The sequence below is a fragment of the Streptomyces sp. NPDC001770 genome, from assembly GCF_053596135.1.
The window spans coordinates 180,600-197,088 of record NZ_JBSFFN010000003.1 but is presented as its reverse complement, the minus strand read 5'-3'; the positions used below and the strand labels follow the sequence as shown (position 1 = coordinate 197,088).

Annotated in this window: 15 protein-coding genes; 9 read left to right on the top strand and 6 right to left on the bottom strand. The window is 71.5% G+C overall.

Annotation, left to right across the window (positions count from 1 at the left end; genetic code table 11):
* Positions 1–438 precede the first annotated feature (438 nt).
* Positions 439–660, top strand: a complete 222-nt coding sequence (locus tag ACWCSV_RS04595; RefSeq protein ID WP_451138450.1) for a hypothetical protein — start codon at positions 439–441, stop codon at positions 658–660.
* Between the two features lie 169 nt (positions 661–829).
* Positions 830–2,812, top strand: a complete 1,983-nt coding sequence (locus tag ACWCSV_RS04590; protein WP_451138448.1) for a PE-PGRS family protein — start codon at positions 830–832, stop codon at positions 2,810–2,812.
* A gap of 120 nt (positions 2,813–2,932) precedes the next feature.
* Here ACWCSV_RS04590 and ACWCSV_RS04585 read toward each other — a convergent pair whose 3' ends face one another.
* Positions 2,933–3,517, bottom strand: a complete 585-nt coding sequence (locus ACWCSV_RS04585) for a nucleosidase (protein ID WP_451138446.1) — start codon at positions 3,515–3,517, stop codon at positions 2,933–2,935.
* A gap of 719 nt (positions 3,518–4,236) precedes the next feature.
* Between ACWCSV_RS04585 and ACWCSV_RS04580 the strand changes: the two genes are divergently transcribed.
* From ACWCSV_RS04580 to ACWCSV_RS04570, 3 genes are all read left to right on the top strand, one after another.
* A complete protein-coding gene (locus ACWCSV_RS04580) occupies positions 4,237–4,899 on the top strand; it encodes a chorismate mutase (RefSeq protein ID WP_451138444.1) in 663 nt (220 codons plus the stop codon).
* Positions 4,900–4,977: 78 nt separating this feature from the next.
* Positions 4,978–5,691, top strand: coding sequence for a molybdopterin-dependent oxidoreductase (locus ACWCSV_RS04575; RefSeq protein ID WP_451138442.1), 714 nt, complete (start codon positions 4,978–4,980; stop codon positions 5,689–5,691).
* The gene (locus ACWCSV_RS04570; protein ID WP_451138440.1) at positions 5,675–6,334 is read left to right on the top strand and encodes a cytochrome b/b6 domain-containing protein; all 660 of its coding nucleotides are present in this window, start codon (positions 5,675–5,677) and stop codon (positions 6,332–6,334) included. Before ACWCSV_RS04575 ends, ACWCSV_RS04570 begins: the two co-directional genes overlap by 17 nt.
* A gap of 10 nt (positions 6,335–6,344) precedes the next feature.
* Here the strand turns inward: ACWCSV_RS04570 and ACWCSV_RS04565 are convergent, their stop codons facing one another.
* Positions 6,345–6,929, bottom strand: coding sequence for a TetR/AcrR family transcriptional regulator (locus ACWCSV_RS04565; protein ID WP_451138438.1), 585 nt, complete (start codon positions 6,927–6,929; stop codon positions 6,345–6,347).
* A gap of 305 nt (positions 6,930–7,234) precedes the next feature.
* Between ACWCSV_RS04565 and ACWCSV_RS04560 the strand changes: the two genes are divergently transcribed.
* Both ACWCSV_RS04560 and ACWCSV_RS04555 read left to right on the top strand, forming a co-directional pair.
* On the top strand, positions 7,235–8,140 hold the full coding sequence (locus ACWCSV_RS04560) for a fructosamine kinase family protein (protein ID WP_451138436.1): 906 nt from the start codon (positions 7,235–7,237) through the stop codon (positions 8,138–8,140).
* A gap of 197 nt (positions 8,141–8,337) precedes the next feature.
* Complete coding sequence (locus ACWCSV_RS04555; RefSeq protein WP_451138434.1) at positions 8,338–9,537, top strand: cellulose-binding domain-containing protein; 1,200 nt, start codon at positions 8,338–8,340, stop codon at positions 9,535–9,537.
* 185 nt (positions 9,538–9,722) lie between these two features.
* Here the strand turns inward: ACWCSV_RS04555 and ACWCSV_RS04550 are convergent, their stop codons facing one another.
* Together ACWCSV_RS04550 and ACWCSV_RS04545 are read right to left on the bottom strand one after the other, a co-directional pair.
* A complete protein-coding gene (locus ACWCSV_RS04550) occupies positions 9,723–10,163 on the bottom strand; it encodes a hypothetical protein (RefSeq protein ID WP_451138432.1) in 441 nt (146 codons plus the stop codon).
* 146 nt (positions 10,164–10,309) lie between these two features.
* Complete coding sequence (locus tag ACWCSV_RS04545) at positions 10,310–10,627, bottom strand: hypothetical protein (protein WP_451138430.1); 318 nt, start codon at positions 10,625–10,627, stop codon at positions 10,310–10,312.
* 94 nt (positions 10,628–10,721) lie between these two features.
* On the opposite strand from ACWCSV_RS04545, the gene ACWCSV_RS04540 reads away from it, so the two are divergent.
* Entirely contained in the window at positions 10,722–11,603 is an 882-nt protein-coding gene (locus tag ACWCSV_RS04540) for a LysR family transcriptional regulator (RefSeq protein ID WP_451138428.1), read from the top strand.
* 328 nt (positions 11,604–11,931) lie between these two features.
* Here ACWCSV_RS04540 and katG read toward each other — a convergent pair whose 3' ends face one another.
* Complete coding sequence (gene katG, locus ACWCSV_RS04535) at positions 11,932–14,187, bottom strand: catalase/peroxidase HPI (protein ID WP_451138426.1); 2,256 nt, start codon at positions 14,185–14,187, stop codon at positions 11,932–11,934.
* Between the two features lie 382 nt (positions 14,188–14,569).
* Between katG and ACWCSV_RS04530 the strand changes: the two genes are divergently transcribed.
* On the top strand, positions 14,570–14,980 hold the full coding sequence (locus tag ACWCSV_RS04530) for a Fur family transcriptional regulator (protein ID WP_451138424.1): 411 nt from the start codon (positions 14,570–14,572) through the stop codon (positions 14,978–14,980).
* Positions 14,981–15,029: 49 nt separating this feature from the next.
* On the opposite strand, the gene ACWCSV_RS04525 is transcribed toward ACWCSV_RS04530, so the two are convergent.
* The gene (locus ACWCSV_RS04525; protein WP_451138422.1) at positions 15,030–16,256 is read right to left on the bottom strand and encodes a metallophosphoesterase; all 1,227 of its coding nucleotides are present in this window, start codon (positions 16,254–16,256) and stop codon (positions 15,030–15,032) included.
* Between the last annotated feature and the right edge of the window lie 233 nt (positions 16,257–16,489).

The window sequence follows — 16,489 nt, the reverse complement described above, 5'->3', positions numbered from 1 at the left end:
GAGCGGACGGATCTGCCGTCCATCGCCGCCGAATCGCCATCCGTGCCGTCGGCCACGGGGCCTCAGCTCCGCGCGCCGGTGGCGGTCGTGCGGTGCGTGGCCGGGTGCGCCCGGCGACAGCCGGCCGGTCGTGGAACGGGCTCGGCCGTCGGCACCCGCCTGCGCATCCTGCCCGACCACGCCTGCGCCGCCGCCCAGCACCACGGCCACCACGTCATCGACGGCACCCGCACCATCGACACCGCACCGGCGGGTGAGGGCATCCGGAAGCGGATCACCGGCCGGCGACCAGCAAGTGCACCGGGGCGGGAGCCAGGTTGGAGGCCGTCGCCAGGCCGGCGGGCCCGGTGCGGTGATCGCCCCGCCCGAGGCGACAGCCCGCAGTCGCCGGTGGCACTGTGGCCGTGGTGGGGTGGTGCTTGCTGAAGGGGGAGCGCGATGGAGGGTTCGTCGGCCGGGGCCGGGGCCGGGGCCGGAGCGGAGCGTGCGGGGGCGCCCCCGGTTCGTGCGGCGATCGCCCAGTCCGCTCCGGAGGTCTCCGTGGTCGCCCGCCTCGCCCATCTCCAAGGCGTGGTGGGGAACGGTGCCGTCGTACGCCTGCTGGGTGAGCAGGTCATGGTCGAGGGCGAGGCCGTGGGGGCAACCGATTCTGCCCCTTAGACCATTGCTGCGGTACGGGTGTTTCGCCTACAACCAGTAGGCACACCCGTCGAGTCGGCAAGGAGGTCCACCTGTGCGCTCCGCCGATCGGGATCACCGGAAGGCCGATGAACGGACATCGGGCACGACGCGCCAGGCACGGCCGCCGGCAACTCTGAACAGTGCGTGGGTGCGCCATCTGCAGCGTGTGGCAGCGGGCGGTGCGACCTCGTCGCGCCCCGGAGCGGGCCCGCAGAGCGAGGCCGTCGACCGGGCCCGGGTGCAACGGACCGCTGCGGACGAGAGTCCGCGCCCGGCGTCGCGCCCCCTTGACCCAGCCCTGCGCGGTGAGAGGCAACAGCGGTTCGACGGCGGCGGGCTGTCCAGGAAGGACTGGGCACACGAGCAGGCGCACACCCTCGACCATGCGGCGGGACCCGTACCCGGCACCGACAACGGTGCCGGCCTGCGCGTCTCGGCCCAGGGCGATGCGGGTGAGCGCCGGGCCAAGGCCGCGGCCGACCGGGTCATGAGCGCCCTCGCGCCCGTCCAGGGTCTGTCCGCCGAAGCCGCGCACACACCCGGCCACGCGGACCACGGCCGCGCGCACCCGCACCCGCACACCGGATCGGCGCCGGTCCAGCGAGTGCGCCAGGGTGCGGAGCCCGAGGAGCCCGCTTCCCGACAGGCCGAGCAGCCCCCCAAGGGGACGGAAGTCATCGCCCGCCTGAGCGGTTCGATCGAACAGCACGCGATCCAGGACAAAACGAAGAAGAACGCCTTCGCGCCGGGGACCTGGTGGCCCGAGCACTGGATGGTCGCCGGCCCGGCCCGGCTCAGGAAGACCCTCGACCGGCGTGTCATGCGGGGTGAGGCCTTCAACAGCCAGGACCTGGCCGACATCAGGAACCTCTCCGAGATCAATCCGGAGTGGCTCGACGAGGTGGGCATCGGCACCTACGAGCAGGCCGAGAGCTACGCCAAGGGCCGCTTCGACGACTGGCTCAGGCTCCCCTCGGGCAAGCGCGTGCTGGTGGCCACCCTGGCCGTGCGCGCCAACCATCCCGGCGTTCCCGGAGCAGGCCCGGACACGCCGATCTCGCCCGCCTACACACTCGGCCGGTTCATGCTCACCCAGGCGCCCGGAACCTCGCCCGAGGAGAAGAAGGCCCTGGAGCAGGAGCGTGACCAGCAGATCCGGGACACAGCCATCGACACGCTGCACCCGGCCGGGATGGCTCCCGAGCGTCTGCACCCGGACGGCGTTTCCGGGGCGGGCCCGACCAAGGGCAAGGAGAAGGGAAAGGGCACCGGCGCACCCGATGCCGCGGTGCGTGATGCGCAGGCCCGCGAGATCCTCACCAAGGTGCTTCTCATTCTGCAGAACGGGCTGAAGCTGTACGACCCGGACGCCGGAGCCCATGTGGCCGACTACGAGAAGGACGTCATCCGTGCCCTCGCCCACGGCGGGCGGGTCAACATCCGTATTCCCTCGCTGAGTTCGCCCGACGAACCGGCCTACTCGCTGCCTCACTTCCTGGGTGTGACCCAGGACGACCGTACGAACACTCCCGCGCCGGGCGTAGGCGAACGCGCGTTCGCCACCCACCGCACCGCCATCGGCCCCAACAAGGGGGGCAAGCCAGGCGCGTTCAAGGAAAAGGGCGGACTCGCGGCGTCGCTCACCAACATCCTGTCCGTCGGCGCCGACCGTCCGGACATGTGGGGACAGGACATCTCCGGTGGCGGCTTCGGCTCCAAGGACTGGAACGGCGACGTGGTGCTGCCGAACGGATCCCACGGCCACATGCTTCTCGTCCATCACCGGCCGACCACGAAGAAGGACGGTTCGCTTCAGATCGGCATCGAGACCCTCGCACCGCACGCCGCCAGCCCGGTGGGCTATCAGCACGACTTCCGCTCCACCGAGGCCACTGCCAACCCGGAGTCGGTTCTGCACGGCCACAAGCGCGACAAGGTCGGCTCGGGCGGGCTGAGCAAGAACGAACGCCTGGTCGAGCTGGGGGAGATGGGTGGCGGGGACTGGCGCGCTTTCCTCGACGGGATCAAGGGGGAGTGGGACGCCCTGCTGGCCGCGACCGAGGACGGTTCCAAGGAGCGGCGAGCCCTCTACGAAGGGCTGGTCGGCCCACGGGCCCAGCCGAAACCCTGACCGCGGGGCGCGGGGACGCGGGTCCCGCGGCAGTCGTCGCTGTACACCGTCCATGGCCGTCCATGCCCGGCAACGGTACGGACGTCGGACCCGCCCGCCCGGTCGGCGGGACGGAGGGGGTCAGGCGCAGTCGGGGACGTTGCGGGCCGCCCAGTCCGCGAGGACACGGGCGCACTCCGCGACCGACTCCCGCCAGGACTTGGCGGCTCCCTCGCCGGCATCGTCACTGACGTGCTTGACGATACGCAGAGACACACCGGCCAGGTGCGCGGCAGTCGCCAGGGCGTAGCCCTCCATGTCCACCAGGGATGCGTGCGCCGCCAGGCGGGCGCGAGCGGCCTCGTCGTCGATGAAGGAATCCCCGGTGGCCAGGGTGGGGCCGTCCGGGTCGCCCACTGTCAGGGGGGCGCCGTAGGTCTCCCCGGTCAGGGTGAGCAAGGTGTCGCCGTCCAGGTCGTGCTGCATGACCGTGCCGATGACGTGGGTACCGGTCCAGCCCGGGCGCAGGGCTCCCGCGGTGCCGAGGTTGACGACGTGCGACGGCCTCGGGCCGCTGCCGAGTACCGCGGCGAGCGCGGTCGCGGCGTTGACCTTGCCCATTCCGGTCAGCAGGACGGGCAAGGAGGTGTCGAGGTACTGGGCCTCTTCCTTGACCGCCAGAACGAGCAAGGGACGGGTACTGGTGATCTCTCCCGTGAGTTGCATGGGATCAGCCTATGAGCCGGCTCGCGATGCCTGCTTCCCGGGGGCGGGCTCCGTCATGGCGACCACGCGCCTTGGGACTCCGGGCAGGCCGGGCGGGCCGGGCGTATCAGCAGCCCCCCGCGGACCGTACGGTGCGGAACCCGGAGAAGACAGAGCGGGATTCGCTCTCGGGGGAGCGGCAATCCGGCTCGGCCGATTGGCGTCGGACCGCGCGGCGGCCGTGTCCAGCGGCGAGCGGCGCGTGGACGGCCGCGTGGTTGGTCCGGGTCCGGTCGGCGAACCGGTGGCCGGTGAGCCGGGGCGAGCCGGAGCTGTCCGTGGGGGTCCGGCCCGACAACGGGAGATTCGGCCACTGGAACCAGTGGTGACCGTCTGCCGACGTGGAGTCGGGCAGTCGGGCCGGTAACTGAAGAGATAGAATGTTCTGCCTTGGCTTGATGCGTGCGAGGCGCTTCGATGGCAGGACCGGATGCCCCCGCCCGGCACGTGGGCGGCCCACCGGACCGGCCGGCTCGGTGGCCCACGTGCCGCCGTGTCGCCCGTGCTGCCGGTACGTCCGCATGCGATCGGTATGCGGACGTGCCTCCGTCCTGCGGTGCACCGCATCCGACGCCGCACTGATCCGCCACGGATCACGGGACGTCCTCCGTGCGGCCACCTGACGAAGCCGCGCGGAGACAGCTTTCGTCGATGTCGAAATCGGAGGCAGGAAAGTGAACTTGCGCAAGAACATGACTCACCGCGTCACCGTCACCGCACTCCTGGTGCCAGTAACGGTGCTGGCCGTTCCTCAGGCCGTGGCCACCCCGCGTACGCATGCGGCCGCCGAGCGCGCGGGCGGCGAGGCCGGGACGGCAGGGCCGACCGGCAGGCTCGGCCCTCTGGCGGGCCTTGTCATCGAGCGCATCCGCATCAGTGATGACGTGGCGGCGTCCAAGTACGGTACGGAGTCGCCCATCGAGGACCCGGTGCGTGAGGAACAGGTCCTGCAAGGGGTCCGGGAGCAGGCCGTTGTCATCGGGGTGGACCCGGACGAGGCGGCGGTGTTCTTCCGGAATCAGATCACCGCGAGCAAGACCGTGCAGAAGGGCTTGTTCGCGCGCTGGACCGCCCACCCGGAGGAAGCGCCCACGACGCGCCCCGACCTCGGTCCGATCCGCGAACGGCTCGACCAGCTGACCACGGACCTGCTTCAAGAGCTCAAGAGAACCCAGGAGTTGCGCGACAGCTTCATCGCCTGCACGGTGCAGCTCGCACTCGCGGACGGGTCGGGGGCCGTGCGGGAGCGGCTGGACACGCTGCACCGCCAGGCGCTGCGGACGGCCACCCGTTCGGTGTGCGGTACCGGCGCATCCGGTGTGCCAAGTGGTTCCCGTGCGTGACAGGGTGACGCCGGATACTTCCAACCTGCCCCCGGATCAGCCACGGTCGGACCGGGGAACCCACGGGAGGACGAACACGTGAACTCTGCATCACCGGAGGGCCGGGGCGCTCCTGTCGGGCGGCGCGTCCTCCTCGGCACGCTCGGGCTGGGCGCGCTCGGCGTCGTCGCCGCCCCCGCGCTGCAGCGCGGCACGGAAGCACTGGCCGGACTGGATCCCACCGGGCTGACAGGGATCCTTCCGAACGGCGGGGGCTTCCGCTACTACTCGGTCACTTCGTCGGTCCCGCACAAGGACGCCGAGACCTACCGGCTCACCGTCGACGGTCTGGTCGACCGCCCGGCCTCCTACACCCTGGCCGGTCTTCGGGCGCTGCCCCAGACCCGTACGGTGCGCGACATCCAGTGCGTCACCGGGTGGCGTGTCCCGAGCACCCCCTTCGAAGGGGTGCGCCTGTCGCACCTGCTGGACGCCGCGGGGGTGCGCTCCTCGGCCGGCGCGGTGCACTTCACCTGCTTCGACGGCGCCTACACGGAGAGCCTCACCCTGGAACAGGCGCGCCGCGCGGACGTCCTGGTCGCCCTGCGCATGCAGGACAAGGGCATCGGCCACTCCCACGGCGGTCCGGTCCGTCTCTACGTGGCGCCCATGTACTTCTACAAGTCGGCCAAGTGGCTCTCCGGCATCACGGTCACAGAGGACGTGGAACCGGGCTTCTGGGAGGGGCGCGGTTACGACATCGATGCCTGGGTGGGCCGATCGAACGGGCGGGACGATGAGCCGACAACCTGACCTCCGACCGGCGGCGAAGCAGCCGGGACCCGCCCCGCGCCTGCGACGATTCAGCCCGGCCGAGCGCTGGGCCCACCGCGCGACGGCCGTGCTGATGGGCGTGTGCGGGACGACCGCGGCCTTCCTGTACCTGCCCGCGCTCGCCGAACTCGTCGGCCGCCGCGCCCTTGTGGTCACCGTGCACCAGTGGTCGGGAATCGCTCTTCCCGTCCCGGTCCTGATCGCGCTCGCCTCCCGGGCTCTGCGCGCGGACCTGAGCCGGCTGAACCGCTTCGGCCCGCACGACCGCCGGTGGCTGCGCGCGGCCCTGCGCCGGGACAGGCGGCCGGACTCCCGTCCGGCGGACAAGTTCAACGCCGGGCAGAAGGTCTACGCGGCCTGGGTCGCGGGTGCCACGCTCGTCATGCTCGGTACCGGGCTGCTGATGTGGTTCACCCACCTCACCCCGCTGGTCTGGCGCACCGGGGCCACCTTCGTGCACGACTGGCTGGCCCTCACCCTTGCCGTCGTCGTCGGGGGCCACATCGGCAAGGCCATGGGCGATGCGGAGGCCCGCCGGGGCATGCGTACCGGCTCGGTCGCACGGGAGTGGGCCGAGCGGGAGCACCCGCTCTGGCAGCCCGACCGAGAGCCACCGCGCTGACGGCGGCCGGTCAGGCGGAGCGGGCCCGCAGGATTCCTTCGACGGCCTGCAGGAAGGTCTCCGAGACCAGCTTGGGATCGGAGAGGCAGCCGGAGGCCATGGCGCCGTCCCGGAGCATGACGAGATGCCGGCCGGCGTCCTCGGCCGGCGCTTCGCCGACCTGGGCCAGCAGCCCCGTGACGGTCTCCAGGAACCACTGCCGGTGGGCCAGCACGGCCCGGTGCACCGGGTGTTCAGGATCGGGGTACTCCGCCGCCGCGTTGAGGAACGCGCAGCCCCGGAAACCCGAATGCCGGATACCCGCGGCGATGGTCCGGCAGACGGCCCGGACCTTCTCGGCCGCCGGCTCCTCGCCCGCCTGGGCTGCCTCGGCCTGCCCCCGGAGCTGCTTGTCGGCCTCGCCGAGGTACGCGAGGATGAGGTCATCCTTGCCCTTGAAGTGCCGGTACAGCGTGGCGCGGGTGACCTGGGCCTCCGCCACGATCCGGTCGATACCGACGGAGTGGATGCCCTCCGCGTAGAAGATCCTGGTCGCCGTGGAGAGCAGCCGCGCGCGCGCTTCCGACGTGACGTTTTCTTTCGTTCTCCGAACCATGTGGACAGGTTAGCGAACAGCAAGGGAGAACGATCGGTCTCAGTCAGAGGTCCTCTCCGGAGAGGGCCGGCACCCGGGGGCGGTACGCGGAGCTGTACGGAGAGGCGGAACAGGCCGCTCGGCCCTGCTGGGCAGATCCCGGCCGGGCGAGCGGACCGCGGCCTGGGCCAATATCGTTCCGGAATGGATCGTGCTGGAGATCACCGCACGGACGAGGAGTTCTGCCGCGTCACCACCTCTGACCGGCCAGGGGCAGCGCGACCGGGCCTCTGGCATGCGAGGGAGGGACGTGTTTTGATTCTCCGGTGCTGCATGGGGAGATACTCGCCGAGCGGCTCCGCGAGGCGGGGTATGCCGCTCAGGAGGTGGAAAAGGCCACCGGGGGAGCGGTTGCCCTTGCGGGTCTGGTCACCCTCCAGGACGGCTCCCGGGTATTCGCGAAGACTCTGCTCGGGCCCGATCTTGACGTATTCACCGTCGAATCCGCCGGTCTCTCCGAACTACGGAGTCCCGGCGGAGTGAACACGCCTGACGTTCTGCACGCCTCTTCGCGCCTGCTCGTACTCGAAAGAATGCAACCGCGCCGGGACGACGAGAACTTCTGGGAAGAGCTTGCCCACATGGTTGCCGCCCTGCACACGTCCACCACCACCGACCGGTTCGGCTGGCACCGCGACGGCTGGCTGGGGCGACTGCGTCAGGACAACACCTGGGAGACGGACGGGCACGTCTTCTTCGCGGAACGGCGCATCCTGCGCTGGCTGGCGGAACCGTCGCTCGAAGCGGAGTTCGACCGCGAGGAGCGCCGAGCCCTTGAACGGCTCTGCGACGCCCTGCCGGAGTTGGTTCCGCCCCGGCCTCCGTGCCTGACCCACGGTGATCTGTGGCAGGAGAACGTCGTCGCCACCGGCAGCGGTGCCCCCGTGCTCATCGATCCCGCCGTGTCCTTCAACTGGCCGGAAGTCGACCTCAGCATGCTGTGGTGCTCACCGCGCGCGCCTGCCACGGATCGGTTCTTCGACGTGTACCAGGAGGTCACCGGGCTGGACGACGGCTGGGAGGGGCGGATGCCGCTGCTCCATCTCCGGGAACTCCTCAGCGCCGTCGCCCACGATGACGACGAATGGGGCGCCGCCGCGGCGGTCCGGAAGACCATCGCACCGTTCCGGCACAGAGGCGGGGGCAATGCCGTTCGCGGCGAGCTGAGTTGACTGGTGTTCCCATGCGGGGAACACCCGATCGCCCGACTGTCACTGGTTCCGGCCGAGCCGGTCCATGGAGCCGGCTTCCGACGGCCGCGATCCGGTCGGTCCGCCCATATTGACAGTGTGCCGTCATGTCGGTGTGATGAGTGGGAGCGCTCCCACTCATGAACTTCCCCATGGTTCCCCCCACCGAGGAGACGCACATGCCGATGCTTTCCGCGCGATTACTGCGCCGACCCTGGACAGCGGCCGGATCCGCTCTCGCGATGGCCCTGTCCTTCTTCGTCGTGGCGCCGGCCAGCGGCTCGGCCATGGCGTCCGGATGCCGGGTCGACTACACCGTCAACGAGTGGACCGGCGGCTATACCGCCCAGGTGCGTATCACCCGTACCGGTTCCGCACTCAGCGGTTGGCAGCTGGCGTGGACCTACGGCGGCGACCAGCACGTCACCTCCGCCTGGAACGCGACCGTCACGCAGACCGGCCACTCCGTGACCGCCACCAACACGGCCTGGAACGGAGGGCTGGCCGACGGCGGTACCGTCGACTTCGGACTCCAGGGGACCTGGCAGTCGGCCGACCCTGCGCCTACGGACTTCACCCTCAACGGCGTGTCCTGCGGCGGTGACGGCACCTCGCCACCGACGACGCCGTCTCCGACCACGACGCCGTCTCCGACCACGACGCCACCTCCCACCACGACCCCGCCCTCCGCGGAGTGCGGTAATGCCGCCGTCTGCGACGACTTCGAGGGCCAGGCCGGACCGGCCCCCGCCGGGAACTGGCGCTTCACCGCGCCCGACTGCCAGGGCACGGGCACGGCCGCCGTCGACACGGTGGTCGCACACAGCGGTACGCGGTCGCTGCGGGTGGACGGGCGGGCCGGCTACTGCAACCACGCCTTCGTGGCCGCGACCGCGGACCTTTCGTCGGTCGGCCCGGTGCTGTACGTCCGCATGTGGGTACGGCACACCACCGCGCTCCCGGCCGCGCACGTCGCCTTCGTGTCGATGCCGGACAGCTCGCAGGGCGGCAAGGCGCTGCGGATCGGCGGACAGAACGGCGCCCTGCAGTGGAACCGCGAAATCGACGACGCCACGCTCCCGGCGCAGAGCCCGGTCGGGGTGGGGATGAGCAGGCCTCTGCCGACGGGGAGCTGGCAGTGCCTGCGGTTCGCGGTCAACACCTCGGCAACCGGACTCGACACCTGGCTCGGCGACGAGCTGGTGCCGGGGCTGCACGCCGACGGCGTACCGACGCAGGACGTCGACGCGCAGTGGCTCTCCCGGACCACCGCGCCGCGCCCCACCGCCCTGCGGCTGGGCTGGGAGAGCTACGGCACCGGTGACGACACCCTGTGGTTCGACGACGTGGTCGCCGGCTCCGCGCCGGTCGGCTGCTGACGACCGGCGCGAAGCCGGTTACGGACAGGAGGCGTTTCAGCGCCCGGTCCGCAGGAGGATGTCCTGCGTCCGGGCGTCGGAACGCGCGGGGTCCTCACTCAAAGAAGACGGGCGGCTTGTCCGAGAATCCGGCGGGCAGGGGCGGCGATGTCGGCGGACTCCGGTACCCGCAGGGTGATCTCCGGTCAGCGGCGGCCGGTGGACAGGGTGACGAGGAACTGGCCGCCGCCCGGCTCGATGCCGGCGGTCACCGGCAGCCCCGGTACCAACCGGGAGAACCGGTCCACCAGCCAGTCCGCCGCCTCCTGGGCGTCCTTCCTGGTCGGACAGCGGCCCACCATCTCGCGGCCCCCCTTGCGCTCCAGCCTCCCGGCGACGGTGATCAGCGGTGCGGGTTCGACCACGTACAAGTGGTCCGGCCAGGCGATGACCACCTTCACCGCGCCCTTGCGGGTGTTGCATCCGCGGTGCGCCAGCCGCTCGGCGACCTTGGCCTTCCGGTCGGCGGTCCTGCTGTCGACGCTGGGACCCCGCGGGTCGTTCACCGACTCGTCGGGGTCGACCGCCTCGTCGCACACCCAGCATCGCCAGCCGTCGCGCTCGGCCACATCATCAAGAAGACTCATCCGAGCAAACTAGCCTGCCTGCCGTCCCCCCGCGTACCGGGGTCCCGGCGGCCCCCTTCGGCGCGGCCGGGCGCACCTGAGGGCCGCCGGCAAAGCACCGCACGCCTGAGGGGCCGTCGGTAACGAGGCACCGCCCGGGTGACGGCTCAGGCGAGGGGCTCGTGGTTGACCCAGATCGCCTTGTAGGGACGGCGGGCCTGCCAGCCGTCGATGAACTCACCGATGCCCGGCAGGGCGAAAGCCGCGTCGAGTGCGTCGAGGTCGGCCAGGGCGAACTGGACGACGGCGGAAGCGACGGCCACCGGGGCATGGCCGTCGCTGGGGGTGGGCAGGTGGGGGCGGGCGGCGAAGGAGTGGAAGGTGCCGGTGCTCGCGGTCAGCTTCTCAAGCCCTTGCAGGTAGGCGTCGAGTTCGTCGGAAGGAATCGGTTCGTCGAAGGCAACGATCATCGTGTGGTGAATCATGCTTCGATTGAACTGGTGGTTCTCCGTGAAGTCCAAGGCCGACGGGGCATGAATTCATTCCTTCGAGGAATGGCCGGGGCGGTATTCTGGCGGCATGGCCGAGCTGGAGACCCGTGAGCTGGAGTACTTCGCCGCCCTCGCCGAGGAGCTGCATTTCGGCCGGGCGGCGCAGCGGCTGGGGATCGCACAACCCGCCCTGTCCAAGGCGGTACGGAAGCTGGAGGACCGGCTCGGGGTGGTGCTGGTGGAGCGCTCCAGCCGGCACGTCGCCCTCACCTCCGCGGGCGAGGTGCTGCGGTTCCACGGCCGGCACGCGTTGCTCGCCGTCGGGGCGGCGGTCGAGAAGACCCGTCGGGCGGGCGAGCAGGGGACCCGGCTGCGCCTGGTGATCAAGCCCGGCGGAGACGCCGATCTGCTGTCCGGCATCCTGGCCGCCTACTCCCAGCGGCCCGGCGCCCGCCAGGTGGACATCATCTTCGGCGGATCCACCGACCGTGCCGATCACGTGCGCGACGGCCGGGCGGACGTGGCGCTGCTGTACACGCCGTTCGACGACCTGACCGGGCTGGACCACGAGACCTTGATGGTCGAGGACAGGGTGGTGGTCCTGCCGCCGGACCACCGGCTCGCCGGCCGCGGCGAGGTGGCCCTCGCAGACCTGGCCCACGAGACGCTGCCGCGCTGGAAGGGTGTACGCGGCAATGGAGTGCCGGGTCATAAGGTGCCCGGGATCGATCGTGTCGCCGGGCCAGGCCCGGAGGTCGCCGACGGCGCTGAGCTGACGCACATGATCCTGCTGGGGCGAGCGGTTGCGGTGCTGCCGCGTTCGCTGGCCCGGCCGCTGCATCCGGAGCTCGTTCATGTTCCGGTGGCCGACGCACCGCGCAGTGAGCTGGTCCTCGCCTGGGGGCTGGAGGACCGGCGGCGCCTGGTCGCGGACTTCGTCGCCTCGGCGCTGGAGGCGACGAAGGGCTGAGCCCGCCCAGTACCGCTCCGGTCGCGGGATTCCCGCGGTAGTGCGTGGCTCCGGGAGTACGTGGCTGCGGGAGTACGCGGCCCCGCCGCTTCCGCCGGAGGTGGACTCCGCGACGATCCGAGGCGGGCGGACCGCACCCCGGCTCAGCTTCTCTCCCAGGCCCGCCCCGCCGTGGTCCCGGCAGGGCCGCGCCGAGCCACGGGAGGGACCCCGGCCGCCTCCCGGCGGAGCGCGACGTGCCGTGGGGCCGGAGCACGACGTGCCGTGGGGCCGGTGCGCGTACGCACCGGCCCCACGGTCACAGCGCCGGAGTGTGCCGGCTACCGGGTCAGACCAGGTCGAACCGGTCGAGGTTCATGACCTTGGTCCAGGCGGCGACGAAGTCCGTGACGAACTTCTGCTGCGCGTCGTCGCTCGCGTAGACCTCGGCGAGGGCACGGAGTTCGGAGTTGGAGCCGAAGACCAGGTCGGCGCGGGTGCCGGTCCACTTGACCTGGCCGCTCGCGTCGCGGGCCTCGAACTCGTCCTGCGCCGACGACGTCGACTTCCAGGTGGTGCCCAGGTCGAGCAGGTTCACGAAGAAGTCGTTGGTCAGCGTGCCCGGGCGGTCGGTGAGGACGCCGTGCTTCGAGCCGCCGGTGTTGGCGCCCAGCACACGCAGACCGCCGACCAGGACGGTGGTCTCCGGGGCGCTCAGCGTCAGCAGGTTGGCCCGGTCGAGGAGCAGGTACTCGGCGGGCAGGCGGCTGCCCTTGCCGGCGTAGTTGCGGAAGCCGTCGTACGCGGGCTCCAGAGCGGCGAACGACTCGATGTCCGTCTGGTCCTGCGTGGCGTCGACCCGGCCCGCGGTGAACGGCACCTCCACCTCGGCGCCGGCGTCCTTGGCCGCCTGCTCGACGGCCGCGCCGCCCGCGAGGACGATCAGGTCGGCCAGCGAGACCTGCTTGCCGCCCTTGGCGTTGAAGGACGCCTGGACGCCCTCCAGGACGCGCAGGACCTGGGCCAGCTCGTCCGGGTCGTTCGCCTCCCAGCCGCGCTGCGGCTCCAGACGGATCCGGGCACCGTTGGCGCCGCCGCGCTTGTCGCTGCCGCGGAAGGACGCTGCCGAGGCCCAGGCGGCCGATACCAGCTGGGCCACCGTCAGATCCGTGGCGAGCACCTGCTCCTTGAGCGAGGCGACGTCCGCGGCGTCCAGCGGCTCACCGGTGCGCGCGGGCAGCGGGTCCTGCCACAGCAGCACCTCGGAGGGAACCTCCGGGCCCAAGTAGCGCTGGATCGGGCCCATGTCACGGTGTGTCAGCTTGTACCAAGCGCGCGCGAAGGCGTCCGCGAACTCCTCCGGGTTCTCGTGGAAGCGGCGCGAGATCTGCTCGTAGGCCGGGTCGAAGCGCAGCGACAGGTCGGTGGTGAGCATCTGCGGCTTGTGCTTCTTCGACGCGTCGTGCGCGTACGGGATGGTCGCCTCGGCGTCCTTGGCGACCCACTGGTGCGCACCGGCCGGGGACTTGGTCAGCTCGTACTCGTACGCGAAGAGGTTGTGGAAGAACTCGTTGCCCCACTGCGTCGGGGTGCTGGTCCAGGTCACCTCCAGGCCGCTGGTGATGGCGTCGCCGCCCTTGCCCGTCTTGTACGTGCTGCGCCAGCCGAGGCCCTGCTCCTCCAGCGGGGCGCCCTCGGGGTCCGCGCCGACGTTCTCGGCCGGGCCCGCGCCGTGCGTCTTGCCGAAGGTGTGGCCGCCGGCGATGAGGGCGACGGTCTCCTCGTCGTTCATCGCCATCCGGCGGAAGGTCTCACGGATGTCGCGGGCGGCCGCGATCGGGTCCGGGTTGCCGTTGGGGCCCTCGGGGTTGACGTAGATCAGGCCCATCTGGACCGCGCCGAGCGGGCTCTCCAGCTCACGGTCGCCGGTGTAGCGCTCGTCGTCGAGCCAGGTGGTCTCCGGGCCCCAGTAGACGTCCTCCTCCGACTCCCAGACGTCCTCGCGGCCACCGGCGAAGCCGAAGGTCTTGAAGCCCATGGTCTCCAGGGCGACGTTGCCGGTGAGGATCAACAGGTCGGCCCAGGACAGCGCCTGGCCGTACTTCTTCTTGACCGGCCACAGCAGGCGGCGGGCCTTGTCCAGGTTGCCGTTGTCCGGCCAGCTGTTCAGCGGGGCGAAGCGCTGCTGACCTGCGCCCGCGCCACCGCGGCCGTCGCTGATGCGGTACGTGCCGGCGCTGTGCCAGGCCATCCGGATCATCAGCGGTCCGTAGTTGCCGAAGTCGGCCGGCCACCAGTCCTGCGAGTCGGTGAGCACCTCGGCGATGTCCCGCTTCACCGTGGGCAGGTCGAGCGCCTGGAACGCGGCCGCGTAATCGAAGTCCGCGCCGAGCGGGTTCGCCACGGCGGGGTTCTTGGCCAGGATCTTCAGGTTGAGGCGGTCCGGCCACCACTGGCGGTTGCCGCCGCCCTGGGTGGGGTGCGGCGCGCGGCCGTGGGCCACCGGGCAGCCGCTCGCCTGCGCCTCGGGCACCTCGGGGATGGCCGTCTCGGGCGAATCCGGGGTGACGGGATCGAAGACATGCGACTCGTGATTCTCGGTCATGGCAATCCTTCCGGACCCGGCGGGTCGTGGGGGCGCTGAACGGGGAGGAGGATTCGGGCCGTGCAGAAGGGGAACGCTGTGTGCCAGGGTCTCGCCGCGCTCCGCCCGGACGTCTCACGGACCACCGGACCCGAGGGTCCCGGACGGTGCGACGGGGACGGCGCTCGGCCGGCGCTGCGCGCTCGGCCGGCGGAGGTGTCCAGCCACGTGTCTCTGCTGCCGTACCGGAGTCTTCCTGTCTCTTGGATGTCGCCGGGATCGATCCTACGATGGACTTCGTCCAAGTCAAGAAGTGCGCTAAAACCACAATGGCCGGGGCGTGGCGTCGCCGGCTCCGTCCGGAGCCCGCGCGTCCCCCGCGAAGCGGAGCAGGTGAGACGGGATGAGCGACCTCCTCCAACGGCTGCGGGACCGTGGATGGCGGCTGACCTCGCAGCGGCGCGTCGTCGCGGAGGTCCTCGACGGCGACCACGTACACCTGACGGCGGACGAGGTGCATCTGCGGGCGGCCGAGCGACTGCCCGAGATCTCCCGCGCGACCGTCTACAACACGCTGGGGGAACTCGTCGCGTTCGGCGAGGTGCTGGAGGTCTCCACCGTGGGCCGGGCCAAGCGCTACGACCCGAACGCGCGCCGCCCCCATCAGCACCTGGTGTGCTCCGGCTGCGGCACGGTCCGCGACGTCCACCCCGCCGGCAACGCCCTCGGCGACCTGCCCGAGGCCGAGCGGTTCGGGTTCGCCGTCGGCTCGGTGGAGATCACCTACCGCGGCCTTTGCCCGGACTGCGCCTGACCGCGGCGGAACCTGGCCGCGCACCGGCGCAGGCCGGGCCCACGCGCTCCTACGAAGAGGCGGACTGCCGGGGAGAGCGGAGCACGAGCAGAGTGATCTCGCTCGGGGCGAAGACGCGGAAGGGCGGGCCCCAGAAGCCGGTGCCGCGGCTGGTGTAGAGGAGGGTGCGGGCGCCGTGGCGGCTGAGGCCGGCGCGGGACGGCTGGTCGAGGCGGACCAGGTAGTGGAAGGGCCAGATCTGGCCGCCGTGGGTGTGGCCGGAGAGCTGGAGGTCGACGCCGTGGGCTGCCGCGCGGTCGATGAACTTCGGCTGGTGGGCGAGGAGGAGGACAGGGAGGCCGGGGTCGGCGCCGTCCAGGGCCCCGGCGAGGTGGGCGCGGTGGCCCGCCAGTCCGGACGACTCCGCGGTGACGTCGTCGACGCCGGCGACCACGAGGGTGTCGCCGCCGCGTTCGAGCAGCAGATGGCGGTTGCGCAGCGGCTCCCAGCCCAGCTCGTCCATCAGGTCGACCCACCCCTGGGCCTCGCTGTGGTACTCGTGGTTGCCGGTGACGTAGACGCGGGCCAGATCCGCCCGCACGGTGCCCAGCGGGGCGGCCTGGGCGCGACGGCGTTCGGCGGTGCCGTCCGCGATGTCGCCGGTGTGGCAGACCAGGTCGGCCTCCAGGGAGTTCACCGTCTCGCAGACCCGTGCCGACCAGCGGGCGCGGTCGAGGGGACCGTAATGGGTGTCGGTGATCAGGGCTACCCGGGTCCCGTCCAACCCGGCTCCCAGGCGCGGGAGTCGTACGTCGAGCCGGCGTACGCGTGGAACACGCCGGGCTTCGACGTACCCCCAGGCGAGCAGTACGGCCGTCGTTCCGAGGACGGCCCAGGTGACGATGCGCGCCCGGTCCTGCCCGTCCCCGACGCCGGTCAGGACCAGCGCGAGCCGCAGCAGGACCCCGAGCAGCACGGACCAGGTGAACAGGATCCAGACGCCGCCCAGCAGCGAGTCACCGACGATCGCCGCCCCGTCCTGCTGGCGCCGCCCGTGGCCGCGCACCATCGCGAGCGGCATGACGAGCAGGCCGAGGGCGAACAGCGCGGTGCCGGCCGGCGTGACGGGGAGCGGCCAGTGCTGGCCGGTGTACAGGAGAACCCAGCACGGCACGGCCCACAGCAGGACGGGGGCGGTCAGCGGAACGAAACGCATCAGACGCTGCACCCGGCTCCGCGGCGGCGCCTGTGCTCCACCGGCACCCGCGGTGGACCGGGTGTCGCTCGTTTCGGTCATGCTTCCCCTCCTGAGGTTCTGTCCGGCGGATCGCGCCGAGGCGGAGCCGGGTGGTGGTGGCCACGGCACGGTCGATCTCGTACCAGCCGCCCCCGCGAGGCCCCCCTGCATGATCCGCCCGCCGAGCACCTTCCGCGGCGTCGGTGCCCCGATTCTGCTCCGGCCCCGACTGCCGGAGTGAACCGGGGGAGCTCATGCCGGGCATCCCCGACGCACGGGCGTCACCGAGGCTT

Bases quoted from the DNA above. Each gene is read 5' to 3' on its own strand.
- katG (WP_451138426.1), bottom strand. From the start codon at position 14,187: ATGACCGAGAATCACGAGTCGCATGTCTTCGATCCCGTCACCCCGGAT.
- ACWCSV_RS04525 (WP_451138422.1), bottom strand. From the start codon at position 16,256: ATGACCGAAACGAGCGACACCCGGTCCACCGCGGGTGCCGGTGGAGCA.
- ACWCSV_RS04570 (WP_451138440.1), top strand. From the start codon at position 5,675: ATGAGCCGACAACCTGACCTCCGACCGGCGGCGAAGCAGCCGGGACCC.
- ACWCSV_RS04595 (WP_451138450.1), top strand. From the start codon at position 439: ATGGAGGGTTCGTCGGCCGGGGCCGGGGCCGGGGCCGGAGCGGAGCGT.
- ACWCSV_RS04565 (WP_451138438.1), bottom strand. From the start codon at position 6,929: ATGGTTCGGAGAACGAAAGAAAACGTCACGTCGGAAGCGCGCGCGCGG.
- ACWCSV_RS04555 (WP_451138434.1), top strand. From the start codon at position 8,338: ATGCCGATGCTTTCCGCGCGATTACTGCGCCGACCCTGGACAGCGGCC.
- ACWCSV_RS04585 (WP_451138446.1), bottom strand. From the start codon at position 3,517: ATGCAACTCACGGGAGAGATCACCAGTACCCGTCCCTTGCTCGTTCTG.
- ACWCSV_RS04530 (WP_451138424.1), top strand. From the start codon at position 14,570: ATGAGCGACCTCCTCCAACGGCTGCGGGACCGTGGATGGCGGCTGACC.
- ACWCSV_RS04540 (WP_451138428.1), top strand. From the start codon at position 10,722: ATGGCCGAGCTGGAGACCCGTGAGCTGGAGTACTTCGCCGCCCTCGCC.
- ACWCSV_RS04545 (WP_451138430.1), bottom strand. From the start codon at position 10,627: ATGATTCACCACACGATGATCGTTGCCTTCGACGAACCGATTCCTTCC.
- ACWCSV_RS04550 (WP_451138432.1), bottom strand. From the start codon at position 10,163: ATGAGTCTTCTTGATGATGTGGCCGAGCGCGACGGCTGGCGATGCTGG.